The following is a 24,518-nucleotide window of genomic DNA, read 5'->3' as shown; positions in this document are numbered from 1 at the left end:
GTCCAAATTACGGTTGCACTATCGCGGCGGTCTGCTATGCCTCCCGCCCTGCGTTTGGAGAGATGGCCGAGCGGCTTAAGGCGCACGCTTGGAAAGCGTGTGTACGTGCAAGCGTACCGTGGGTTCGAATCCCACTCTCTCCGCCAGCCCGCAGATTCCTGTGCTGTAGGCCGCTACGCTATCCGCGAACGGCCGACACTACGATCGGCGGTGATTGGGAGCGTCCTTAAACGGGTTGAGCACCGTCGCGCCTAGGCTGGCGACAGCGCGTGCAAATGCCGGCGCGCCATCCTAGGCGGATGGACTTCCAGCGCCGTAGCTGCAGCCCTCGTCGTTCACGAGCGGCGAATCCTCCCTTATTGCCATATCGGCGACCCTTGGTGGTCGCAGCTCCGTCGACTCGAAGGACAACCCAAGCGAACACGCTGCCGCAATGACTGCGACCGCGAGTGCTCCCAAAGCAGCCAGCATTGCGATCCGATCGGAGTGATGGGCCTGCATCGCAAAATAGAGCGCGCCAACGAGCGCCACGCCCGTCGCGTTGCCGATCTGCTGCACCGTGCTGAGCGTGCCGGCGCCCGAACCGGCATGGTCGGCGTGAACCTTGCTGAGCGCCAGACTCGACAGGGGCGCCAGCACCATTCCTTGTCCAGCCCCGAAAGGAACCAGCAGCGCGGCGAAAGCCGCCGGACCAGGCGCTGCTTCCATGCCCACGATCAGCGCAATAAGTGCCAGCCCCCCAGCCTGGACCGCGCATCCCTCGATCATGGCCCGAGGACCGCTGCGCTGGGCGCGCGGTCCGGCCAGGCGGGACACCACGGAGAAGGCGAGAACAAGAGGCAGAACCGCCGCGCCCGTTTCCAGCGGCGAATATCTCAATCCCAACTGCATGTATTGAGTTATGACGAAATAGAACGCGATGTTGGCGAATGAAAAGAAAAGGACAGCCAGGAACGGCAGCGCGGTCGGCCGCCGCTTCAACATGTCGACTTGGATGAGCGGCAGTCCGCCGCCGTGGGCGATCTTTGCCTCAACAGCCCAAAACAACACCAAGAAAAGGAAGCCGATGCCCATCACCGCGAACAACCAGCGCGGCCACTCCAGCTCCTGGCCGACCAGAATTGGCCCGAGCAAGCAGAGCAGCGCGAGAAACAGCGTGGCGGCGCCTGCAGCGTCCAGGCGAACATCGGGTCTGCGCGGGATATGGGGGGCCAATCTCAGCGTGGCTGCGATCAACCCTATGCCGATGGGCACGTTGATCACGAAGATCGACCGCCATCCTAGCCCGGCGATGTTTAGAACGACAAGGCAACCACCGAGAGTCATCCCGACGGCGGCGCCTACGCCAAGGACGACGCCGTATATACCGAACGCGCGTCCTCGATCGGCCCCCTGGAACAGCCGGTGGGTCGTCGCCAGGACCTGTGGAACCATAAGAGCTGCCGACGTGCCTTGCGCGGCACGCGCGATGACCAACGTGCCCCCCGAGACCGCCAGCCCGCAGAGCAGCGAAGCGACGGTAAAGCCGGCGAGACCTGCCAGGAATACCAGCCTTGTCCCGTAGATGTCGCCGAGCCGTCCACCCGTAATGACCAATGTAGCCATTGTGATCAGATAAAGGACGATGACGCCCTGTATTTCGCTTGGCGTCGCGGAAAGGTCGGTGCGGATCGCGGGCAGTGCCACATTCACAATGAAGGCGTCCATTACGTACATGAATTGCGCCGTCATGAGCACGCCAAAAGTCCACCAACTCCGGCTGGCGCTGGCTTTTTCGATGTCCTGTATGGCGGAAGCAGTCATGCGGGCGATGTCCTTCGGTGGTCGCATCACCATCGCTTACGCTGGGCTGGAATCCATGATCTCGGACGTCAAATAGCGGCGGCCGCCATGGCACGACTTGACCTCCGATCGATTGCCATATCGTCAAAATACTCTTTGATTGACACGGAACCACCGGTCTCAGTTGTGTCGAAATGGTCTGGGAGGGTATCCACGCGCGATCTCATATCAATCGGTCGGAAGCAAAACGGTTATCTCGAAGCCTCCTCTCTCGGCGGCATCGTCCATCGCTTTTTCGATTTCATCCAATCTGAAGCAAGTGGCCTGCACCGAAGCCAGGTCGATTACGCCAGTCTGTACGAGACGCCAGCACTCCAAGGCAGTCTCGCGGCTGAACATGAATGAACCTCGAACCGTGAGCTGCTTCCGCATCAGGTCAGAATAGGGAAGACCAAGATCATGACGCACGCCGCCAACGAGCACGGCCGTTCCGCCGACCTTCAAAGCATCGATCGCGGCAAGCGTCATCGCGGGACTGGGCACGCGGCCCAAATAATCCGCCACGAGATCGGCGCCGCCACCGCACAGTTCCCGAAGCCTTGCGGCATCACGGCCGCGCTCGCCCGAGCTGACAAAAGACTCTATCCGGCGCGATCGCTGCGCCAAGCTCTTCAGCTTGTCTGCGTTCCGCCCAACCGCGACAACGCGAGCGGCACCGCGCGCAAGCGCAAATAAGATTGCGGCGCTGCCGAGCTGGCCGGTTGCTCCATTGACGATCACGGTTTGGCCGGCACTCAATTCCCCCCGATCGAGACCGCCTGCCGCGATGGCAAGGGAGGCGAGAAAAGGTAGCCGAGCGATATCGATCGCTTCGGCACCGAGCAGCGGTGTCAAACATGTCTCCGGGTAGTGCGCCATTTCGGCAAAGCTTCCGTGACGCCACGCGCGTTGCATTTCCTGCGAGCGGGCCGTTCCATTGCCGGTCCATCCGATCAAGATTTCGTCTGACGACCCCGACACGTCGCCCGAACTCAAGAGGGAGTTGCAAAGAACCCATTGGCCGACTTTGAGCCCAAAGACGTTTGAGCCGGTCTGCTCGATCCGACCAATGCAGGCGGGACCTGGAACCAGGGGCGTGGGAAGATCGTAGCCCAGCGTTCCGTCCACGACTTGTCGAGTGTAGCTGGGGACCCGCACCGCACGAACCGCAACGACAACGCCGTCGGGCGACGCCTTCGGTTCCGGACGATCGACGATCTGCAGTGGACTGCCGGTTGTCTCTAGCCATACCGCCTTCATCGCATCCTCCCAGGCTCGGCTGCACGCAGGGTGGACGAGCCTCGGTCCCTGCGAAATCGGGCTAGCCATCTCCGCTGTTCACTATATTATGGGTCCAATAGACCTGTAAATAGCCAAAGAGGCCTGACGGACGATGACCAAAGAGGGGGGTCGGCGGGGTTCAAGGGGGCGCCCTCGCAGCGAAACCACTGGACCGGCGATTCTGCGAGCGGCGAGAGAACTCGTCGGAGAACACGGCTATGACGCTGTCACGACTAGAATGATCGCAGACCGCGCCCGCGCCGGAAAGGAAGCAATCTACCGAAGGTGGTCCGGCAAAGCGGAGTTGGTGCTCGATGCCTTCAGATCTCATGCCGAGGATGAGATCGATGAAGCCGATTATCGTGGCCCGTTGAGCGTTGATATCGCGGATTTTCTCAATCGTATGTTTGATGCGCTCAGGGAGACTGGACCGGCAGTCCGAGTCCTCATGGCCTACGCCCAGCACGACCCCGAATTTCGGGCGCTCATGCGGCAGCGATTCATACGTCCTCGACGTGAGGCTTTCCGTCGTCTACTTCAGGCCGGTCGCGATCGAGGTGAAATTCCAAAGGCCTCCGATCTCGATGTTGTGGTGACTACGCTGTATGGCGCCATGTGGTATCGTTTACTCATGGACGAGCCGTTGGATCAGGCGTTTTCCGCGTCCTTGGCCAAATTCGCGATTGCGGGGCTGGGCGGCTGTTGAACGATCATGTGAGGCATCGGCGAATTCTCAAACGCCGGCGTCTCGGCGACGACGGCTGAGAGAAGTATCGTTACAATGAGGGAGCGACTGCCGGCCTTGTTCCAGGAGCAACACGAGGCCGCGCTGCGAGAGGCTGGGTTCACGGACGTCGAACTGCTTCACACCGGGTTCACGCTCCAAGGACGGGTTGCTTGCCGGGCGTGAAGCGCACGGATGGTCGGACACAGGCGAACTCGGGTAGTGTTGCAACGACACTTCTGGCTTGGACTGGCTGGCGAATGCGAATCTTGAACTGCCTCGGGGCCGCCGCGCTCCTCCTCTCCACCTTCGTTGCGGCACCGAGCGTGAACGCGCAGACGGCGGCCAATCTCGCCGCGCTGCGCGGGCTGGCGCCGGTGGCGGCCCTGCAGAACACGGATGCCGGGAAAGCGGCGCTCGCGGCCAATCTCGCCGTCACGGGCGCCATCCAGCAGGGCACGGCCAACCAGCCGGGATTGCGTCCCTTCGCCGAGGAACAGCAGCAGGCGTTGCGCGACGCCTTCATCACCGGGGGCAACGCGCTCGAACTCGCCGATGGTCTCGGCACCAAGCTCGATGGCGCCTACCAGGCGGTCGTCCAGTACAAAAGCGCGGACGACGGCAAGACCTCTGCGTTCACCAACCTGTCGCCCGCGGTCGCGCACCTGATCGCCTATGCCTCCACCACGGAGCGTGCCGATTCGGCGCTGGCCAAGTTCTTCTTCGCCAATGAGACGCTCGACGGCAAGACGCGGGCGTCAGGCGCGGCGATCGGGATCCTGACGGCGATCGCCGGCAGCCCGGATTTTTTCGGCAAGGCCTATGGTCGACCGGCGGGCAGCGATGGCGCGAACCGCTATGGCAACTCCCGGCCCTTCATGACCCAGCCGCATCTCCTGGTTTTCGAGGGCAAGGACTTCTTCGGGGTTCAGTCCGGCAATCTCGCTTACCTGCGAGGACCGGCGCAGGACCTGGTCAATAGTCCGTCATATCCCAGCGGCCACACCGCCTATGGCTATACCGAGGCGCTCCTGCTCGCGCTGCTGGTACCCGAGCGGTATCCGGAGATGGTGGCGCGCGCCGCCGAATACGGCAACAGCCGCATCATCATGGGGGCGCACTACGCTATGGACGTATTGGGCGGCCGGACGCTCGCCACGTACGACCTGGCGCAACTCCTCGCAAACAGGCCCGGCTATGCGGGGGTGAACCGGCACGGTCTTGTCATCGGGGATTTTCGCAAGGCCGTGCGCGCGGCCCGCGCCGATCTCGCCAGGGTCCTTGCCTCCGGCTGCGGCAACCGGGTGGTGGTCTGCGCCAGGCAGGATGATGGCCGCTTCGCCGATCCGGCCAAGGACCAGGCTTTCTACGAGGCGACGCAGACCTATGGCCTGCCGGTGGTCCACCAGCAGGCGGCGGCGGCCCCCGAGGACGTCGCCAAGCTGGCGCCGGAAGCCGGCTACCTGCTGACCGTTGCGTTCCCCTATCTGACGCTGGCCCGGGCCGACGCGATCCTGACGGCGACCGAGGGGCCGGGCGGGGGCTTCCTCGACGATGGGTCTGCTTTCGGGGTCTATTCGCGCCTGGACCTCTATCGCGCATCCAAGGAAGCGATTGCGGCGGGACATGACCGGCACAGGGGAAAGACCGGAAACCCGTAGCCGCGCGGGAAGGCGCAGCACGATCGCTTCCCTTCGTCCGTCGTTCCCGTCCTCGATTTTTCGCAGTCCTGATCACGTTGCTTGGTCCCGGCGACCTTGCAACGCCTCGGCGTTGCCGGTTGATCCCGATCAAAGCGTGGAAGGATCCGCGAACCTAGGTTGCACCCAACAGCTTGCTGAACCTCGGCGCCCCAATCGCGATCGCTCCGAAGGTTCTTTCAAACTGGCAGTTGGCCGCCCAGAAGCGATGCGACGGCTTGTCCGACGCTTTGGAGAAAGGAGCAAGACGTGACATATGCAACCACTTATCCCTACACCGGCGAGGTTCTCGGAACTTTCACCAACGCCACGGATGCCGAAGTCGCACGGGCGATCGACGCGGCGCATGCGGCCTTCCTGGGATGGCGGGAAACGTCCTTCGCCGCCAGGGGTGCCGTCCTGCAAAAGGCCGCCGACCTTCTGCGCAAGAACGCCGACGACTATGCCAAGCTCCTGACCCTCGAAATGGGCAAGCTGTTCACCGAAGCGAAGGCCGAGGTCGAGCTGTCGGCGAAAATCTTCGAGTATTACGTCCACAACGCCGAACGCTTGCTGCGGTCGGAGGCACTGCCCGTCGCCGATCCCGCCGAGGGCCAGGCCGTCATCGTCTGCGAACCGCTGGGCGTCATCCTGGCGATCGAGCCGTGGAATTTCCCCTATTACCAGGTCGCGCGGATCATCGCGCCCCAGCTTTCCGTGGGCAACACGATGCTGCTGAAGCATGCCTCCAACGTACCGCAAAGCGCCGCCGCGTTTGAGCGGCTGATGCGCGAGGCAGGCCTGCCGGCAGGGGCGTTCACCAATCTCTATGCGACGCGTTCCCAGGTGCAGGCGATCATCAACGATCCGCGCGTCCACGGGGTGGCGCTGACCGGCTCCGAGGACGCGGGTGCGGTGGTCGCCGCGCAGGCCGGCAAGGCGCTCAAGAAGTCCACGATGGAGCTTGGCGGTGCCGACGCGTTCGTCGTCCTGGCCGATGCCGACCTGGAAAAGACCGTCGGATGGGCCGTGTTCGGCCGGCACTGGAACGGTGGCCAGGTCTGCGTCTCCTCCAAGCGCATGATCGTCGTCGACGCGGTCTATGACGCTTTCGTGACCCGCTACCGCGCGGGCGTCGCGGCGCTCAAGGCGGGCGATCCTTTCGATCCCAAGACGACCCTGGCGCCGCTGTCGTCCCAAGGGGCGGCGGACGACATCAAGCAGAAGATCAAGCAGGCCGTCGCCCATGGCGCCAAGGCGGAGGAAGTGGGGCCACCCGTACCCAACCACGGCGCCTTCGTGCAGCCGACGATCCTGACCGACGTCGCCGAGGACAATCCGGCCCGCTACTGGGAATTCTTCGGTCCGGTCTCGATGCTGTTCCGCGCGAAGGACGAGGCTGACGCGATCCGCATCGCGAACGACTCCCCGTTCGGCCTCGGCGGTTCGGTCTTCACCTCCGACCCGCAGCACGGTGCCGAGGTGGCGAAGAAGATTTCGACCGGCATGGTGTTCGTGAACCATCCGACCAAGGTCGAGGCCGACCTGCCGTTCGGGGGCGTCCGCCGGTCCGGTTATGGCCGGGAGCTTCTGGGCCTCGGACTCAAGGAGTTCGTGAACCACAAGCTGATCGACGTCGTGGATATCGATGCGCGGTTCTGAGGCGTCCCGCCGCCGCGGATCCGTCCGGGAACCGGGGCGGCGGCCAGTTGCAACTCCCCTGAAGGCCGGAGGCCCGCTTGGCTCTCCGTGCCGGCGTCGAGGTCAAGGAGGTTTCCATGCCCAAAACGATGAAAGCTGCCGTTGTCCGTGAATTCGGAAAGCCGCTGGTGATCGAGGAGGTCAACGTTCCGACGGCGGGTCCCGGCCAGATCCTGGTCAAGATCGCCGCGACCGGGGTCTGCCATACCGACCTTCATGCCGCCGACGGCGACTGGCCCGTCAAGCCGAAGCCGCCGTTCATCCCCGGCCATGAGGGCGTGGGCCACGTCGTGGCGGTTGGGGCCGGCGTCAAGCATATCAAGGAAGGCGACCGGGTCGGCGTGCCCTGGCTCTACACCGCGTGTGGGCACTGCAAGCACTGCCTCGCCGGCTGGGAAACATTGTGCGAGGAGCAGCAGAACACCGGTTATTCGGTGAACGGCAGCTTCGCCGAATACGTGGTCGCGGACCCGGACTATGTCGGTCACCTGCCGGACAACGTGTCCTTCGTGGAGATCGCGCCGATCCTGTGCGCGGGCGTGACCGTCTACAAGGGTCTCAAGGTGACCGACACCAAGCCCGGAGACTGGGTGGTGATCTCGGGGATCGGCGGCCTGGGGCATATGGCGGTCCAATACGCGAAGGCGATGGGCCGCAACGTCATCGCCGTCGACATCGACGACGCGAAGCTCGACCTCGCCAGGCGGCTGGGCGCGACGCTGGCCGTGAACGCCCGCAAGGAAGATCCCGCGGCCTTCGTGAAGAAGCAGGTCGGCGGAGCCGAAGGAGTCCTCGTCACGGCCGTATCGCCGAAGGCGTTCGAGCAGGCGCTGGGCATGGTCGGCCGGGGCGGGACGGTGTCGCTGAACGGGCTGCCGCCGGGGGACTTTCCGCTCTCCATCTTCGACACCGTGCTCAACGGCGTGACCGTGCGCGGCTCGATCGTCGGAACGCGGCTCGACCTGCAGGAAGCGCTCGACTTCGCCGGACAGGGCAAGGTCAAGGCGACGGTCGCGACCGAGACGCTTGAAGACATCAACGATATCTTTGCCCGCATGCACAAGGGCGATATCCAGGGTCGCATCGTGATCGACTTCGAGAGGTAATCGCGTCATGCAGGCCATGGTCCTCAAGGCACTCGGCCAGCCCCTCGAATGGACCGAGCAACCCGACCGGACCCCCGGACCCGGCGAGATCCGGATTCGGGTGACGGCCTGCGGCGTCTGTCGGACCGACCTACACGTGGTGGACGGCGAACTGCCCAATCCGCACCTGCCGATCATCCCCGGCCACGAGATCGTCGGCCGCGTCGAGGCGCTGGGGGCCGGCGTCACCGGCCTTCACCTCGGCGAAAGGGTCGGCGTTCCCTGGCTCGGCCGCAGTTGCGGCACCTGTCCGTATTGCCGCACGGAGCACGAGAACCTGTGCGACGCGCCCGAGTTCACCGGCTATACCCGCGACGGCGGCTATGCGACCGCCACGATCGCCGATGCGCGTTTCGCGTTCCCGTTGGGCGAGGACGGCGGCGACGTCGCCTTGGCGCCGCTGCTGTGCGCCGGCCTGATCGGGTGGCGCTCGCTGACCATGGCGGGGGAGGGCGGACGCCTCGGCCTCTACGGCTTCGGCGCCGCGGCGCACATCATCGCCCAGGTGGCGCGCTGGCAGGGGCGTTCGGTCTTCGCCTTCACCCGCCCGGGCGATGGCGTTTCCCAGCAATTCGCACGGGGACTGGGGGCGTGCTGGGCGGGCGGCTCCGACGAGTTGCCGCCCGAACCGCTGGACGCCGCGATCCTGTTCGCACCGGTCGGCGCCCTGGTGCCGGCAGCTTTGAAAGCCGTGCGCAAGGGCGGCCGCGTGGTGTGCGCCGACATCCACATGAGCGACATCCCGAGCTTTCCGTATTCCCTGCTGTGGGAGGAAAGGCAGGTGCTCTCGGTCGCGAACCTGACCCGCAAGGACGGGCTGGAATTCCTGTCGCTCGCCCCCAGGATCGGCATCGCGACCAAAACCACGGCCTATCCCTTGCAGGACGCCAACCGGGCGCTTGCCGATCTTCGCGCCGGGCGCTTCGACGGCGCGGCCGTGCTGGTTCCACCCGGGGTCACGACGATGGCCGGGGCGTAGCCGGACGATCACGGCGCCGGACGCGACACCCGCTTGCCCCTGGAAGACGCGGCCAACCCGAGAAAAACCAGGATCGCCTGGTTCAGCCGCAGGATGTCCTCGTTGTCCAGGCGACCGACATGGACCCCGATTTTGGATTTCGGGACGGTGGTGATCTTGTCCACCATCAGCCGGCAGGTGGCACGCAGCCCGTTGCGTTCGTTTGGCTCCACAGGCAGCCGGAACAGCGGCGCTTCGGTTTCATCCGTCGTGAAGGCGCAGATGGTGATGGAGTCGGTCGCGTCGAAGCTGTCATCCTGCACGATGACGACGGGGCGTGGCTTTCCCCCGTAGCCCTTGCCGCCGGCGACCGTCCGGATGTCGCCGCGCCTCATTCATCGCCCCAGTCCGATGCAGCGTCGATGAATGCCTGATCGTCGTGGGCGTGGGCACCCGCCGCCACGGCCAGGGACTGGCGATGCGCTTCCGACCGGAAGGACGATGCACGCACGTCCGGCACCCAAATCTGGATGGGTCGCAGGCCCTGCGACCGCTGCCGTTCGCGATGTTCCCGTACCTTGACGCGAGAGGACCTGGGTCGTGATGCCGAGACCATGATCGAGCTCCCGTAGCGTTACATGTAACTTAGTGCGCCCCGCGTGCCTTGACCAGCCCTTCAACAACCCCGTCCGCCGCCATCGGCGCGGAAACCGCAGGCGCAGCTGCTTCCCCCGAACGTGTTGTTCCGCGGGCGGCACCGTCCGGACCGGGACGCGTTCCCCGCGGCAGGGCCATCGATCAGGGGAGTCCCTTATGCCGTCATCCCGGAACCAAGCCTTTCTCTCCGACGTCAAGATGCTGCGGGAGAAAGCCAGGAAGAGCCTCTCCGACGGCGCCGTGACGCCGGCCTATCGCGGCGATGTCGGCAGGACGATCGACATCCTGCAAAGCGTCCTCGCGACCGAGATCGTCTGCGTCCTGCGCTACACGCAGCATGCGATCGTGGCGACCGGCATCGCCTCGGAGGCGGTGAAGCAGGAGTTCGCCGCGCACGCGAAGGAAGAGCAGGCGCACATGACCGCCGTCGCCGAACGGATCAACCAGCTTGGCGGCAAGCCGGATTTCAATCCCGAGATTTTGACGTCCCGATCCGCCTCCCAATACGCCGAGGCCGACAGCCTGATCGAGATGATCCGGGAAAACCTGATCGCCGAACGGATCGCGGTCGAACATTATCGCGAGCTGATCCGCTATTTCGGGGATGACGACCCGACCACGCGGGTGATGCTGGAAGATATCCTCGGCGTGGAGGAAGAGCATGCGAACGACATGCTGGACCTGCTGCAGGCGCGTGGCGGCCAGGACGCATAGGGATCCATCCGGAACGCCGCCGCCTGACCGCCCTGCCGGGCCGCGAAGCGCATGCCGGCGACGCAAAACGGCCCCCTCGAAGGGGGCCGTTCCAAAGGGGCCGTTCCCAGGGGTCGTTCCCAGGGGCCGTTCCCAGGGGCCGTTCCGAGGGACCGCAGGCTCAGGAGGCGTAGCGCCGCTGCCAGCTTCCCGGATGCCAGAGCCACCGGGTGCCATTCCAGCGCCAGCGGCCAGGGACCCATTGCCACCGGCCCGGCGGCGGCGGGGGCCGACGCTCCGACCGCGGCGGCGGCATGGGGGGACGATGGTACGGCGGTGGGGGTGAGACCCGTGGCCTCGGCGGCGGATGGCCACCCATGCCAGGCGGTGGCCCTGCCGGAGGCGGTCCCCCTGGCGGCGGACCTTGCGGCGGCGGCGATTGCGCCATCGCGACCCCAAGGGGCGCCGCGACGACGGACATGAGCGTGAAAAGGGCGGTTCGGCGATTCATGTGGATACCTTCGGAAAGAACGGTCCCGACCGCAAGACCCCGCGGCGGATCGCGGTGTCTTCTTGTTCCTGTATGGCAACATGCATGTCCCGCCCGGGACAGGCGACGCACGGAACGGCAAGGGCAGGCTGGCCGTCTGCTGGCGAGGCATTGCATCCCGCTCCGTCACCGCCACCTTTGACGGGTGCGGCGCATCCGCGTGCGCCGCCGCGACGCATACGCGAAACCAACCCGACGCGGGCGCCGCGTCCGCCCGCAGCCCGAGGAGAAGATCACCGACATGTCACTTCGCATCAATGCCGAGGCCCCGAATTTCACCGCCAGGACGACCGAGGGAACGATCAATTTCCACGATTGGATCGGCGATAGCTGGGCGATCCTGTTCTCCCATCCCAAGGACTTCACCCCGGTCTGCACGACGGAACTTGGATACATGGCGCGGCTGAAGCCGGAGTTCGACAAGCGCAACACAAAGATCATCGGCCTTAGCGTCGACCCGGTGGAAAACCATGCCAAATGGGCCGGCGACATCGAGGAAACCCAAGGTCACGCCGTCAACTATCCGATGATCGGCGACACCGACCTGAAGGTGGCGACGGCGTATGACATGCTGCCCGAGGGCGCGGGCACCACATCAGACGGCCGCACCGCCGCCGACAACGCCACCGTCCGCTCGGTCTTCGTCATCGGTCCGGACAAGAGGATCAAGGCGATGCTGACCTATCCCATGAGCACCGGCCGCAACTTCGACGAGGTGCTGCGGCTTTTGGACTCCTGCCAGTTGACGACGAAGCACACGGTGGCGACGCCGGTGAACTGGCGCCCCGGCCAGGACGTGATCATTCCGCCCACGGTGTCCGATGAGGCGGCCGCGGCGAAATATCCGAACGGCTGGAAGACCCTGAAGCCCTATCTCCGCGTCGTCGCCCAGCCGAAGGACTGATACCAGCAACCGACGCGTTGGCCCGTCCGGCCGTTATTGGGTCACGGACGGGCTTATATTGCATCACGGCCCAGGACGATACAATAGAGTAACAAAATACCCTCGCTGCCGCGCGCCGGGCGGGGGTATTGCCGTTCCCATCGCGGATCGGATAACCTCGGATATGACAACGACCTGAATACTTGTCCTGGCAACCAGGTCGATATCAGTCCCTCCGTGTCCGGAGACTGGGCCCATGGCCGATCTATTGTCGACGAAGCACTATCACTGGGTCGCCGGCTTTTGCCGCGTGCCCGCCGGGGCGCTGATGGGCATGCCGGACGAGGACCCGGACGCGCCGGTCGACGCCATCGATGTCCCGGTCTCCGTTCCGCCGCCCCTGGCAGGCGCTGCACCCAATCCGGCAGCGTCACCCGCCGCCAACCCGCCCGCCGCCAACCCGCCCGCCGCCAACCCGCCCGTCACCAACCCAACGGCCGCACCACCGCAGCCCCCCTCGGTCGACCCGGAGAAGATCATCCGGGACTGGCTCGACAAACACGAGTTCGCACCACCCGAAACGCAGCCGGACGGGGCCGGGAAAGGCAGCGTCGAGCAGCATGTCCTGCTGAACGGGGAGGACATGGCGCTGTCGGACGCGGTGAAGGCGGCCGTCGCCGGCACGCAGCAACCCGAGCCGCTGGTGCGCAAGGTCATCACCGCCTCGCTGTCGCCCACGCCGCCGGCCAATTTCGGCAGCATCCCCTTCGTCGGGCCGGGGAACCAGGTTCCCGGCCTGCGCCTGCCCTCCACCGGCACGGGCCTGACCGATGTGCAGGTCATGAAGATCTCGGAAATGAGTGCCGTCGACGACTTCCTGAAGGCCCACGATTTCGACGTGCCCGCGATGCGCGATCCGGCCGGGGCGGCCTGCCTGCTCGACGGCAAGGACACCACCGTCGAGGCCGTCGCCGACAAGGCCTTCGCCGCGCTCGGCCAGTATCCGGCATCCACGCGCGACGAGGTGCTGAAGCATATCCGCCAGCAATACGTGGCCGCACGCGGCGGCAACAAGACCCAGCTTGTCTTCGGCTACACGCTGGTGCCGGACAAGCTGCAGGCCGCACCAGGGCAGAAGACGACCCAGCACCAGTTCTCCTTCACCATCACCCGCCAGCACCACGCCAATGATTCGGGCGGTATGGAGAGCAGTTTCCAGGGCCAGGTGACGCTGGACGAGTCCGGCAGGATCATGGGCCTGTCGGCGGCGGGGCAGGAGGCGATCGTGAAGCCGCTGCTCGAAGGCTGGATCCAGGTCAGCGGGCTGGTGCAGGTGGCCGTCAATGCCAACTGGTCTCGGACGCTGACGGGACAGACCACGGTCACCGGCGGCTGGCAGGTCGCCGCGGGCGGGCAGATCCTGCTCACGCCGGCGTTCAAGAGCGGCGACTTCAAGTTCCTCAACGGTCACATCCAGGTCGGCGTCCAGGTGCTGGGCGGCCTCCAGGGCCCCATGACCGGGCCCGACACCAAGCCGACGCCCGGCATCTCCGGCGGCGTGGTCGTGAACGTGCCGTTCGACATCACCGACCTGTTCGGCAAGCACTGAGACCGACCCGCGCTCCGTGCCGTCCGGCCGGACTGAGCGTGCCCGTGGACCTGCCCCCGCACACCTGGACGGCGCACGCCCGCCTTGCCAACCTGGGGCCGCGCGCAGCCAAGGAGGAAGCCGTCATGACAACAGTCCGCATCTGGACGGATGCCGAGGTCGAGCGCGACCCGGCCGTGAAAGCCGTGTTCGACGACATCCGAAGCACGCGCAAATCGGACTTCGTGAACAATTTCTGGCGCGCCCTCGCCAACGATCCGCCAACCCTGAAACGCACCTGGGAAAGCGTGCGGGCCATCATGGGCGGCGATGGCGCGCTGGACCCGCTGACCCGGGAACTGATCTATATCGCCGTCTCCACGGCCAACGGCTGCTCGTACTGCATCCATTCGCACACGGCCGCAGCGAAGCAGCGCGGGATGACGGACGCCCAGCACATGCACCTGCTGGCGATCGTCGGCATGGCGTGCGAGACGAACGGCCTCGCGACCGGGCTGCAAATCCCGGTGGACCCTGAATTCATGGTCTGACGCGCCCGCCTTGCGGGGGACGATCGGAACGGCGCGGCGGCTGGTCTCGGGGCCCCGGCCGCCGCCTCTTCCCCAACGCCGCGACCCGTGGCCTTCTGTCGCCGGACAAAGGGGGATGGGAATGCACTACGAATGGCGCAAGCTGCGGGCGGACCAGTTACGCGACCAGGCCAGGAAGGACGCGATCGTCATCCTGCCCATCGCCGCCATCGAGCAGCACGGCCCGCATCTGCCCGTCGAGGTCGACACGATGCTGGGCGAGACGGTCGCCGCCCGCACCGCCCTGAAAATCCAGGCCAAGGGCCAGGAGGTGCTGGTGCTGCCCGTCCTGTGGACCGGCCTGTCCGAACACCACATGAGCTTCGGCGGCACCATCACGCTGGATAACGCGACCTTCGCTGCCGTCGTGGAGGGTGTGGTGAGATCCATCCTGCGCCACGGCTTCCGCCGCGTCGTCCTGCTGAACGCGCATGGCGGCAACGAGAACGCCCTTCGCACCATCACCGACGACCTGACCCCCAAGCTCGGCGTCCCGATCGTGCAGTTCACCTATTGGTATGCCGCGGCGGCCGAGATCGGCGGCATCCTGGAAACCCAGCGCGGCTTGCAGCATGCGTGCGAGGCGGAGACCGCCATGATGATGGCCGTCCGTCCCGACCTCGTGGCCGAGGACCGCATCCCGCTGGCCAAATCCAACACCTCGCCCGACACCGCCGACGTGGTCGGTCCCGGCGTCTATCTGTGGCGCAGCATCGGCAGCCGCTCCGGTTCCGGCGTCGTCGGCAACCCCGAGGCGGCCAGCCCGGCGAAGGGCGAGGCGCTGTTCGACGCGATCGCCGCAGCGCTGGCGGACAAGCTGTGTAACCCCGAACTATGGGCCTTGCCCTGGAAGTCGGAGACGCTGACATGACCCTCGCGCTGACGGTGAACGACCGGCCGGTGACGGTGTCCGCCGACCCCGCCACCCCCCTGCTGGACGTGCTGCGCAACGAGCTGGACCTGAAAGGCACCCGCTACGGCTGCGGGTTGGAGCAATGCGGCGCCTGCATGGTGCTGATCGACGGCGTCGCGGCCTATTCCTGCGCGCGCGAGATCGGCACGGTCGCCGGACACGCCGTCACCACGATCGAGGGTCTCGGCACCCCGGACGCGCCGCACGTCCTGCAGCGCGCCTTCCTGGAAGAGCAGGCCGGCCAGTGCGGCTATTGCCTGTCCGGCATCATCGTCTCCGCCGCCGCGCTGCTGGCCCGCAATCCGTCGCCCGGCCGAGCGGAGATCGTCGCGGCGCTGGATCGGCATCTGTGCCGATGCGGGACCCATACGCGGATCATCGCCGCGGTACGGAAGGCGGCCGAGATGGGAGCGTCGGCATGAGCGACCTGCCCCTCAGCATCGTCAACAACCGCCGCCTGGACAAATGGCTGCGGTTCCAGCCCGACCGCACCGTGAAGCTCGCCGTCGGCAAGGTGGAGATCGGGCAGGGCGTGCTGATCGCCCTCTCGCAGATCGCCGCCGAGGAGCTGGACGTCGCGTTGGACCGCATCGACATCCTCTCGGGCGATACCGAGGACGCGCCGGACGAGGGCTCCACCAGCTCCAGCCAGTCGATCGAGGTCTCGGGCCGTTCCGTGCGGCTGGTCAGCGCGGAGCTGCGGGCGCGGGTGCTGGGCCGCCTGGCGCAACGGCTGAATTGCGCGCCGGAGGACCTGACGGTCGATGACGGGGCGTTCCTGCAGGGCGGCAACCCGACCGGCTACGACTACTGGAATTTCGCCGGGCCCGAGGACTTCGCCGCCGACATCGAAGGCGCTGCCGCGCCGAAACCGCCTTCGGCCTACAGGATCGTCGGCCAGCCGGTGCCCCGGCGCGACCTGGTCGCGAAAGTCTCCGGCGCCGCCTTCATCCACGACATGACCTTCCCCGGCATGCTGCATGCCCGGGTGCTGCGCCAGCCCTCTTACGGCGCGCGCCTGGTGTCGCTGGATGAGGCGGCGGTGCGGCGGGCCGCGAAAGCGGCGATCGAGGTCGTGCGCGTCGGCGACTTCGTCGCCTTCGTCGGCGCCGAGGAGACTGCGGTGCAGCGCGCGGCGGCGGCTGCCCCGGCGCATGCGGCCTGGACCGGCGTGCGGACGTTGACGCCGGCGATGCAGGACGCGTCGTGGTTCCAGACGCAACCGTCGGACGACCGTCATCTCGGTGACGCGACGCCGCCGGCCGAGACCGGCGCCATCGTCAGCCGGACCTATGCCCGTCCGTTCGTCGCGCATGCGGCGCTTGGCCCGTCCTGCGGGCTGGCGGTGTTCCGGGACGGCCACCTGTCGGTCTGGTCGCACACCCAGGGCGTCTATCCGCTGCGCAACAGCCTGGCGGACATCCTTGGGCTGAAGCGGGATCAGGTGACCGTCCGCCATGCCCACGGCGCCGGCTGCTATGGCCATAATGGCGCCGACGACGCTGCCCTGGACGCCGCCGTGATCGCGATGCGCAAGCCCGATACCGTCATCCGGGTGCAATGGCGGCGGGAAGAGGAGTTCGGCTTCGAACCCGTCAGCACGGCGCACATGACCCGCATCCGCGCCGCGCTGGACGAGGCCGGCCGTCCGACGGACTGGACGGTGGAGGTCTGGGCCGGCTCGCATGTCCAGCGTCCGGTGTTCGGCGGCAACATGCTGGCCCACGAGGCGCTGCCCGACCCGCCGCCGCCGTCGAAGGCGAACGATCCGACCGAGGCGAACGGCGGCGGGGGCACGCGCAATGCTTTCCCCTTGTACGATTTCCCGGCGAAGCGGGTGATCCACCATCTGGCGCTGGCGACGCCCGTGCGGACGTCGTCGCTGCGCGGCCTGGGCGCGCTGCCGAATGTCTACGCGCTGGAATGCTTCATGGACGAGCTGGCTGAACGGGCCGGGGCCGATCCTGTTTCGTATCGTATGTCTTTATTGTCGGACCCGCGGGCGCGGCGGTTGATCGAGAACGTTTCCAACCGCTGCGGTTGGGCGAGCCGCGGGCCGGTCGGCTCCGGCCGGGGGCTTGGGCTGGCCTGGAGCCGCTATAAGAACAAGGCCGCCTATGCCTGCGTCGCGGTGGAGTTGGAGGTCGACAAGGACGTCGTCCTGCGGCGCGTCTGGTGTGCCGCCGATGCCGGCCTCGTCATCAACCCTGACGGCGCCCGCAACCAACTGGAAGGCGGCATCGTCCACGCTGCCAGCATGACCCTGAAGGAACAGGTCAGTTTCGGCGGAAACGGGATCTCGTCGCTGGATTGGTCGACCTATCCGATCCTGACGTTCTCCGAAGTCCCCGAGATCGAGACGGTCATCATGCACAATCCGGACATGCCGACGTTGGGGATGGGAGAATGCACGTTCGGCCCGACGGCCGCCGCGATCGGCAATGCGGTCTATCACGCGTTGGGCGTGCGTGTGCGGGAAATGCCGTTGACGCGCGATCGAATCGCCGCCGCGATGTCGTGAGCGTGGTGCCGGCCCCGCCTCGGATCGTTGCGTGCCGCCGCCTCGACGACGCGACGTTGCCGGGGCCACCGGATCGCGGAGAAAATCGCGACGTGGATGACGACGATACGGCCTGCGGTCCGCGGTCGTTACTGCACCGTCAGTACCACGGGCACCGATCGTTCCGGTCGTAACGGCAATCCGATCTGGAACTTGTGTTTCCCGGTCTGCATCGGCCAGGCCACCGGCGTTCCCGGATCGGTCAGCGCGAACGGGCTTCCGTCCACGTACCAGACGATCTGCGGCACACGCGGCGAGGTCTTCGCCCGCAGCAGCAGCCGGTTCGCCTCCGCCGGGCTTTCCGGATTGCGCCAGACCCGGGTGCCTGCTTCGGGCGTCACGATCGACAACCGCACCGGCTGGTCCGGGGGAACCGGACTCGCGGGCGCGGTGGGCTGCCCTCCGAGGGACTGCCCCAATGGTAGCCCCTGTGGCTGCCACTGGGCTTGCCCCACGGGAAGCTCCCCGGGAAGCTCCCTGGGAAGCTCCCTGGCGCGCTCCGGGGACCGCACCGTCGGCCGCTCCGTCTCCGGCACCCAGGTCAGCAGCGTGTGGTCGCACCGGCCTGTCTCCGTCTCGTCGGGGCCGGCGCAGACCGGGACGGGTGCGTATCCGTCGGGCTGCGCGAAGTTGACGTCCAGCAGGTCGCCGGGACGGGTCCCGTGCAGCGCCAGCATGACCGACCGCACCAATGCCGCCGCGCTGTTCGCCCCGCCTAGTCGCGCCATCGTGCCCGCATCCGCTCGGCCCACCCAGGCGCCCACCACGAACCGCCCCGACCATGCCACCGTCCATGCGTCGCGATATCCCTGCGACGTGCCCGTCTTCACCGCCACGGCGAACGGGTATTCGGTGCTGCCGTACCGCGCGAAACTCGGCAGCCGCGCGAGAGGGTCCGACAGGAACAGCCCGACTTCCCGCGCCGCGGCGACCGGGAAGACACGCTTGGGCGGAGGCTCGTCCTGGCCGCGATACCACCGCAGCCCGTGCTGCACGCCATCGTCCGCCAGCGCCGTATAGGCGTCCGTCAGGCGGTCCAGGCTGGTCGGCAGCGCGCCGATCGCCATCGCCAGCCCCAGGCTGTCCGGCGTCGCCTCCAGCGCCTGCACGCCCAGCGCCCGGAACAGGTCGAACCCGGCGCCCAGCCCCAGGCGGCGCAGCACGTCCGCCGCCGGGACGTTCCGCGAGTTCGCCAGCGCCTGCCCGGGCGGCAGCGGTCCCAGGTAGCGCGAATCCGCGTTGTGGATCGCCCCGACCTGGCCTGGGCTGTCCTCCAGCATGTCCGCCGGATGCACCAGGCCCCGCTGCAATGCCGCCGCGTAGAGGAACGGTTTTAATGTGCTGCCCGGAGACCGGATAGCGCGGGTGAAGTCGATCGATCCGCCATGCGGGTCGCCATAGGCGTCCGATCCAACCGCCGCCAGCACCGCGTTGCTGCCGCGCTGGACCACCATCAGCGCCGCCTGCTGTGCCCCGTCCTGCCGCCATGACGCCAGGTGCGCCCGCAGCAGCGCCGTCGCCATGCGCTGCACCCGCAGGTCGAGCGTCGCCGTCACCCTGTCGTCCGCCGTATCGGCCGGGGGCGCGTTCGCCAGCAAGGCCTTCAGGCGCAGGATCGGATGCAGTGCCTCGGCCGGCCGACGCGGCGCGGGACCGGGCTCCAGCACTGCCAATTGCGCCGTGGCCGCCTGGTATTCGGCGCCGGTCATCATCGACTCGTCGCGCAGGCGCCGCAGGATCAGGCCGGCATGGACCCGAGCACGGCGCAGCCCGGCGGGGTGCAGCGGGTTATAGGCGGCCGGGGCGCGCGGCACGGCGCAGAGCAGGGCGATCTCGGCCCAGCTCAGATCGGCGGCAGGCTTGTTGAAATACCAGCGGGCGGCGTGCCCGATGCCGTGGCTGCCATTGCCGTAGGGCACCAGCCGCAGATACTGCGCCAGCACTGCCGCGTGGCCGTATCGCGCGGTCAGGGCGACCGCTGTGCCGGCCTCGACCGCTTTGGCCCAGAGCGTCCGCGCCTCCGGGTGCTGCATGCGGGCGACCTGCATGGCGATGGTGGACGCGCCGGAGCGGCGGCGCCACGCGGTCGCGTCCTGCCACAGGGCCCGCAGCACCGCACGGGGATCGATGCCGGGATGGCCCCAGAACCGCCGGTCCTCGACGGCGAGCGTGGCGCTGACGACGCGCCGCGGCAGGTGCTCGACCGGCCAGAACCCGTATTCGACGGCGCCGGCGGGCGTCGCGTCGCCGAACTGAGCGAGGAAGGCACCGTGGCGGTCATAGACGATCGGCGTGGGGGCCGGAGACTCGAAATGCGCCCGTGACGCGACGGCATGAACGTAGACCCCGACGCCGACCAGCAGCGCCGCGCCGACCAGCCAGCGCGGACGGGGCCTCACGGCCTTTCCTCTCCCGTCAGGGCGGGATGACGGGCCATCGTCACGGCCCGATCGCGATCCGCGTCCCGGCGCTCGCACCGCTGACGCCCTGGCGGTACATCGTCTCCGCCGTCCCCGGCGGCTGGGTGAACCGTCCCACCGTGCTCGCCTGCGCGCGGAAGCGGAACTGGAACGTGCCCGCCGGCAGCGACTCGTAGACATACATCACCGAGTCGTCGCCGAACGCCGTGTAGGTCGGCACCAGCGTCGGGCCGGCCGAGGGCGTCGCCTCTGCCGGCGCCGTCGCCAGGTTCGGGTTCAGCGGCTCCAGCCCCGCCGCGATCGGCAGCACCAGCGCGACCATCGTCCGCGGTTCGGGGTTCACAAGTTCCGCCGTCTCCTCGACCACGTCGCCGGTCTTCAGGTGGATCGTGCCGTCGGCGTCGGGCTGCAATGCCGCCATCGGCGCGTTTCCGGCCGGAACCCGCATCAGCCCGCGGGTCAGCACGAACCCCTGCTGCACCGGCGTCGCCTGCCATCCTGGCTGCGAGGGGACATAAACTGTCTGCCGCAGCGCCAGCACCGGCGATGGTCCGGCATCGACCACCCGCATCGGCCCCGGCCGCGCCGAGGTCCAGCGCGCCATCGGCGTCGCGCGGTCCAGCGTCGCGTCATGCGTCCCGTCGGGGAATGTCGCCGACACCTTCACCGGCGCCGTCCCGGTGTCCCAGCCGCTCGCCAGCGCCCGCAGCGCGGCGGCATCGGCATTGGTGCTGCCCCAGCCGTCCGGACCGCCCAGCCCCACCAGCCCTGACCGCAGCAGCGCCAGCCGCGGCTCGTTCGGCGTCGCGATCGCCACCGCCCGCGTGACCTCGGCCAGGCTGCGGGTCTCCGACGGCAGGACCAGCGGATCGGCGTCGAAATCCGCCAGCCCGGCGAAGGCCGGCTGGCCGTTGCGCGCCAGGATATGCACCCGCGTCCACAGCGTCTCCAGCAGTCCCGCCACCAGCGCCCGATCGGCATTGGGCGTCGCCGCGATCGCCGAGACCACCATCGCCAGCCCGCTGGTGTTCAGCGCCCCGGCGGTCCGAGCGAGTTCGCTCGCATAGGCGGCGTCGAGCTTGCCGCCCTCGGCGAGGGCATAGAGCGCGGTCGCCCGCTCCACCATCGCCGAATCCGTCAGCAGATGCGGATAGTCCGATCGCAGCGACTGCGTCAGCACGGTCGCCAGCCGGTCGCGCAATGCGGTGTCCACCGGCAGCTTGGCCGCCTGCGCGCGGATCATCAGGTCATAGGACCACGCCGTCAGCGTCACCAGGCCGCGCGTATGCGGCCAGTAGCCGACCAGCCCGTTTTCATCCACTGCCTGCGCGATCGCCTGCAAGGCTGCGGCGACGTCGGCGGTGGCACGTTTCGCCAGCCCCTCGGCGCCGGCGATCGGCGCGAAGGGCAGCAGCGCCAACTCCGAGGATGCCAGCGCGATCCGCTGCTCCGTGCAGCCGAACGGGTACGCCAGCAGGTAGTCCAGCGCCGCCAGCGATCGCGCGAGCGCCGGATCGGTGGCGACGGCGAGCGAGCTGGCATAGGACCCAGGCCGTACATCGGCGGGCGGGGCCGGCAGGTCGGCGGAGCCGCCGGCCGCGACCTCCACCAGCCGTCGTTCATGCACCGGCGGGCGGTCGGGGCGGATCGGCAGCGCGATTTCCACCGCGTCGCCGACCTGGTCCGAATTCCGGCGCACCAGGAAGCGGATATGCGCGGTATCGGTTCCGGGCGGCGGCTCCGGCACGCTGACCGGGAACACCACCTTCACCGGGGCGCTGGCCTGCCCGCTGGCCTGCCCAATGGCCTGCCCAATGGCCTGCCCAACGGCCTGCCAAGTGAAACCTTGCTCGTTGCCGCTGCTGGCGGCCACGCCGTCGCCGCTGAACACGGCGGTGCCGGCGCCGCCCGGGCCTTCGATGACGCGGCCAAGGACCTCGGCGTCGAAGCTGTCGCCCGGCCGCAGGAAGCGCGGCAGCACCGGCTGCGCCACGATCGGCTGTCGGATCTGCATCTTCCCGGTGGCGTAGCCGAACCGGTCCGGCCCGCTGGTCACCTCGGCGCGCAGCATGAACACCGTCAGCGTGTCGGGCAGCTTCACCGGCACATGCGCGATGCCGTCAGGCCCGATCTTCACATGCGGCAGGTAGATCGGCACCGGCGTGAAGTTCCGCCGGACGGAGATGTTGGCGATGCCGGGGTTTTCGTTCCCCTCGCCGCCGCCCGGATACTCCTCCAGGGGAATGATCCCGAACGCCATGTTGCGGGTGTCGCGCGCGACCATGCGGGAGGGACGCTGGACGATGAAGTTCGGCAGCGGGTCCAGCGGCGCTTCCTTGGCCAGCGCCAGCACGGCCTGGTCGACCATCCAGAACGTCGCCTCGCCGGACAGCGGGTGCCCCGCCTCGTCGGTCAGGCGCAGCGCCACGTCCACGGTCTGGGCCGGCCTGGCAGTGGCCGGCGCCTCGAACGTCACGTTGACGCGGTTCTGGACCGGGCGGACCTTCACCCAGGCGGTGGCCGCCAGGGTGGTCGGCTTGCCCAGGTCGAACGGTGCGGTCGCCGAGGGCGGCGGACCGGCCAGCCGCCCGCGCATCAGCAGCACGTGCACCGGAAACCGCGGCATCTGGGCCTTGCGGACCGGCAGGCTGATCCGGCCGACGCCGTTCGCCACATCCGCCCACTGGTAATCGAACAATCCCTCCGGTTCCTCCGTCACCACCAGCGCCCGGCCGGTCTGGAACGGGCTTTCGATCAGCAGCGTGGCGGTCTCGCCGGGGGCGTAGTCGTCCTTGTCGGTCTTCAGCGTCACCGTCTTGGCCGGCGGCCGCGACCAGGTGACAGGCGTGTCGCCGGCCATGAAGCAGTCCACGCGCACGGTCTGCCTGCGCCCCAGCCGGTCGGCGGCCGAGACCTCCACGACATACACGCCGGCTTCCTTGGCGTCGAAGGCCAGCGTCTGCGCCGCGTCGGTGCTGGTGACGTGCCGCTCCTCGATCGTGCGGTCGATCTCCTGCGTGACGTATTTGGCCGAACCCTGGGTGAAGTCGCTGGCCTGCAGGACCGAGTTCCAGTCGCGCTTGATCAGCTTCACCGTCATGTCCAGCTTCGGATACGGCTTGCCGGACGCATCCAGCGCCAGCAGCTCGGCCGACAGCGTGCCGGGCTTGGGCAGGTAGCGCGGCATCTTCACGCCCAAGGCGAAGGGCGGCAGCGCGGGGATCTGGGCAACGTTGCGGATCTGCTGGCCGTCATCGCCGGTCACCGTCGCCTCGACCATATAGGTCCGCGGCTGCGCCGTCGGCTCCAGCGTCGGGTCCAGCGTCAGCGTCGCCGCCCCGCCGCCGTCGGTCTTGCCGTTGCTCTGCATCACCGGCGTCGAGCGGAAGGTCTGGTCGCCCGAAAACCGCGCGTCGCTGGAGAACAGGAAGCCGTCGCGTCCCGGCGGGGTCCAGGTATAGGGGAACTGGGTGACCCGCCAGGTGATCGGCCGGTCCGTCACCACGCCGCCGGCGTAGTAGCGTGCCAGCAGCGACACCTGGAACGGCGCGTCGAGCGGCACCTGCGGGGCGTGGTTCAGCAGCACCTCGAAAGTCGGCAGGCGATAGGCTTCCTTCTTGAAGCTGGCGCTGTCGCAGGCTTCCGCGTTGGCCGGCTGGTAGGAGACGGTGTAGTCCCCGGTCGCGACCGTCTTGGCGTCGAAATGGACATAGAACCCGCTGGTGTCGTCCAGCATGATCGGGAACCGCCATTCCTGTTTGTCCGGACCCTGGACCAGCAGCGTGCCCTTGCCGGTCGCATAGCTGATCGCGCCGTGCAGGTAGCTGCGGACGTAGCCGCGGATTTCCACGGGTTCCTCGGGCCGGTAGATCGGCCGTTCGGTGAAGACGTGGCATAGGGTCCGCGGCTTCTCGGCCCTGGCGGAGACGGCGGTCTTGGTGAAGGGCCAGGCGAGCCAGGTGGTGCCGGGCCGGGTCCAGTTGCCGTTGGCATAGGCCTCGGGGCCGGGCGAGGTCCGCAGCACCAGCGTATCGGTCGCCTTCTGCACGATGATGCGTTCGGGCGCGGCCTGGCCGCCGTCACGCGGCACATAGGTGAATGCGCCGTCCGCGTCGGTCGTGCCGGTCATCAGGGTGCGGTATTGCTTGTCCACCAGCCCCTCGATCCGGATCTGCGCGCCCGGCACGGGCTGGGCCGTCGACAGCGAGGTGACGGCGAAGCGCACGCGGCCCGGCTCCTCGACCGTGGTCAGCGACAGGTCGGTGACCTGGATGCGCACCCAATGGCGCATCCCGCCGCGCAGGGGCCGCAGCCCGACCAGGTAGGTGCCCGGCTGGCGCGGTCCGGCGATACGC

At 67.6% G+C, this 24,518-nt stretch carries 18 protein-coding genes, 1 tRNA gene and 1 pseudogene; 13 read left to right on the top strand and 7 right to left on the bottom strand.

Annotation, left to right across the window (positions count from 1 at the left end):
• Positions 1–56: 56 nt before the first annotated feature.
• Positions 57–146: transfer RNA gene (locus VHB27_RS12425), tRNA-Ser, on the top strand.
• A 145-nt stretch (positions 147–291) separates the two neighbouring features.
• Here VHB27_RS12425 and VHB27_RS12420 read toward each other — a convergent pair.
• On the bottom strand, positions 292–1,803 hold the full coding sequence (locus VHB27_RS12420) for an MFS transporter (protein WP_325600799.1): 1,512 nt from the start codon (positions 1,801–1,803) through the stop codon (positions 292–294).
• A 207-nt stretch (positions 1,804–2,010) separates the two neighbouring features.
• Positions 2,011–3,081 (bottom strand): medium chain dehydrogenase/reductase family protein, encoded by a 1,071-nt coding sequence (locus tag VHB27_RS12415; protein ID WP_325600797.1) that lies wholly within the window; start codon positions 3,079–3,081, stop codon positions 2,011–2,013.
• Between the two features lie 133 nt (positions 3,082–3,214).
• Here VHB27_RS12415 and VHB27_RS12410 point away from each other — a divergent pair, with 133 nt between their 5' ends.
• The 5 genes and pseudogenes from VHB27_RS12410 (at position 3,215) to VHB27_RS12390 (ending at position 9,330) form a co-directional block, all read left to right on the top strand.
• Positions 3,215–3,808, top strand: a complete 594-nt coding sequence (locus VHB27_RS12410; protein WP_325600795.1) for a TetR/AcrR family transcriptional regulator — start codon at positions 3,215–3,217, stop codon at positions 3,806–3,808.
• 278 nt (positions 3,809–4,086) lie between these two features.
• Entirely contained in the window at positions 4,087–5,487 is a 1,401-nt protein-coding gene (locus VHB27_RS12405) for a phosphatase PAP2 family protein (RefSeq protein WP_325600793.1), read from the top strand.
• A 282-nt stretch (positions 5,488–5,769) separates the two neighbouring features.
• Positions 5,770–7,167: pseudogene (locus tag VHB27_RS12400) on the top strand (NAD-dependent succinate-semialdehyde dehydrogenase); the annotation flags it as partial.
• A gap of 116 nt (positions 7,168–7,283) precedes the next feature.
• Positions 7,284–8,312 (top strand): alcohol dehydrogenase AdhP, encoded by a 1,029-nt coding sequence (adhP, locus tag VHB27_RS12395; RefSeq protein ID WP_325600791.1) that lies wholly within the window; start codon positions 7,284–7,286, stop codon positions 8,310–8,312.
• A 7-nt stretch (positions 8,313–8,319) separates the two neighbouring features.
• Entirely contained in the window at positions 8,320–9,330 is a 1,011-nt protein-coding gene (locus VHB27_RS12390; RefSeq protein ID WP_325600788.1) for a zinc-dependent alcohol dehydrogenase family protein, read from the top strand.
• A gap of 8 nt (positions 9,331–9,338) precedes the next feature.
• Here the strand turns inward: VHB27_RS12390 and VHB27_RS12385 are convergent, their stop codons facing one another.
• A complete protein-coding gene (locus VHB27_RS12385) occupies positions 9,339–9,704 on the bottom strand; it encodes a type II toxin-antitoxin system PemK/MazF family toxin (RefSeq protein ID WP_325600786.1) in 366 nt (121 codons plus the stop codon).
• Positions 9,701–9,925 carry an antitoxin MazE family protein gene (locus tag VHB27_RS12380; RefSeq protein ID WP_325600784.1) on the bottom strand — a complete coding sequence of 75 codons (225 nt, stop codon included), beginning with the start codon at positions 9,923–9,925 and terminating at the stop codon, positions 9,701–9,703. The genes VHB27_RS12385 and VHB27_RS12380 overlap by 4 nt, the downstream gene beginning before the upstream one ends.
• Before the next feature lie 197 nt (positions 9,926–10,122).
• Here VHB27_RS12380 and VHB27_RS12375 point away from each other — a divergent pair, with 197 nt between their 5' ends.
• Complete coding sequence (locus VHB27_RS12375; RefSeq protein ID WP_325600782.1) at positions 10,123–10,680, top strand: ferritin-like domain-containing protein; 558 nt, start codon at positions 10,123–10,125, stop codon at positions 10,678–10,680.
• 160 nt (positions 10,681–10,840) lie between these two features.
• On the opposite strand, the gene VHB27_RS24790 is transcribed toward VHB27_RS12375, so the two are convergent.
• The gene (locus tag VHB27_RS24790) at positions 10,841–10,975 is read right to left on the bottom strand and encodes a hypothetical protein (RefSeq protein WP_408903996.1); all 135 of its coding nucleotides are present in this window, start codon (positions 10,973–10,975) and stop codon (positions 10,841–10,843) included.
• A 475-nt stretch (positions 10,976–11,450) separates the two neighbouring features.
• Here VHB27_RS24790 and VHB27_RS12370 point away from each other — a divergent pair, with 475 nt between their 5' ends.
• The 6 genes from VHB27_RS12370 (at position 11,451) to VHB27_RS12345 (ending at position 17,704) form a co-directional block, all read left to right on the top strand.
• A complete protein-coding gene (locus VHB27_RS12370; RefSeq protein ID WP_325600780.1) occupies positions 11,451–12,113 on the top strand; it encodes a peroxiredoxin in 663 nt (220 codons plus the stop codon).
• A 235-nt stretch (positions 12,114–12,348) separates the two neighbouring features.
• Positions 12,349–13,701 (top strand): hypothetical protein, encoded by a 1,353-nt coding sequence (locus VHB27_RS12365; RefSeq protein WP_325600778.1) that lies wholly within the window; start codon positions 12,349–12,351, stop codon positions 13,699–13,701.
• A 125-nt stretch (positions 13,702–13,826) separates the two neighbouring features.
• A complete protein-coding gene (locus tag VHB27_RS12360; RefSeq protein ID WP_325600776.1) occupies positions 13,827–14,231 on the top strand; it encodes a carboxymuconolactone decarboxylase family protein in 405 nt (134 codons plus the stop codon).
• 121 nt (positions 14,232–14,352) lie between these two features.
• Positions 14,353–15,141, top strand: coding sequence for a creatininase family protein (locus tag VHB27_RS12355; RefSeq protein WP_325600774.1), 789 nt, complete (start codon positions 14,353–14,355; stop codon positions 15,139–15,141).
• Positions 15,138–15,605 carry a (2Fe-2S)-binding protein gene (locus tag VHB27_RS12350; protein ID WP_325600772.1) on the top strand — a complete coding sequence of 156 codons (468 nt, stop codon included), beginning with the start codon at positions 15,138–15,140 and terminating at the stop codon, positions 15,603–15,605. Before VHB27_RS12355 ends, VHB27_RS12350 begins: the two co-directional genes overlap by 4 nt.
• A complete protein-coding gene (locus tag VHB27_RS12345) occupies positions 15,602–17,704 on the top strand; it encodes a xanthine dehydrogenase family protein molybdopterin-binding subunit (RefSeq protein ID WP_325600769.1) in 2,103 nt (700 codons plus the stop codon). Before VHB27_RS12350 ends, VHB27_RS12345 begins: the two co-directional genes overlap by 4 nt.
• Before the next feature lie 128 nt (positions 17,705–17,832).
• On the opposite strand, the gene VHB27_RS12340 is transcribed toward VHB27_RS12345, so the two are convergent.
• A complete protein-coding gene (locus VHB27_RS12340) occupies positions 17,833–20,142 on the bottom strand; it encodes a transglycosylase domain-containing protein (protein WP_325600767.1) in 2,310 nt (769 codons plus the stop codon).
• A gap of 40 nt (positions 20,143–20,182) precedes the next feature.
• A partial coding sequence (locus VHB27_RS12335; protein WP_325600765.1) for an alpha-2-macroglobulin family protein occupies positions 20,183–24,518 on the bottom strand: 4,336 nt, incomplete at its 5' end.

Source organism: Rhodopila sp. (genome assembly GCF_035548235.1).
In the GTDB taxonomy this organism is placed as follows: Bacteria; Pseudomonadota; Alphaproteobacteria; order Acetobacterales; family Acetobacteraceae; genus Rhodopila.
The sequence above is the reverse complement of the archived record's forward strand: the minus strand, read 5'-3'. Positions and strand labels throughout refer to the sequence as shown.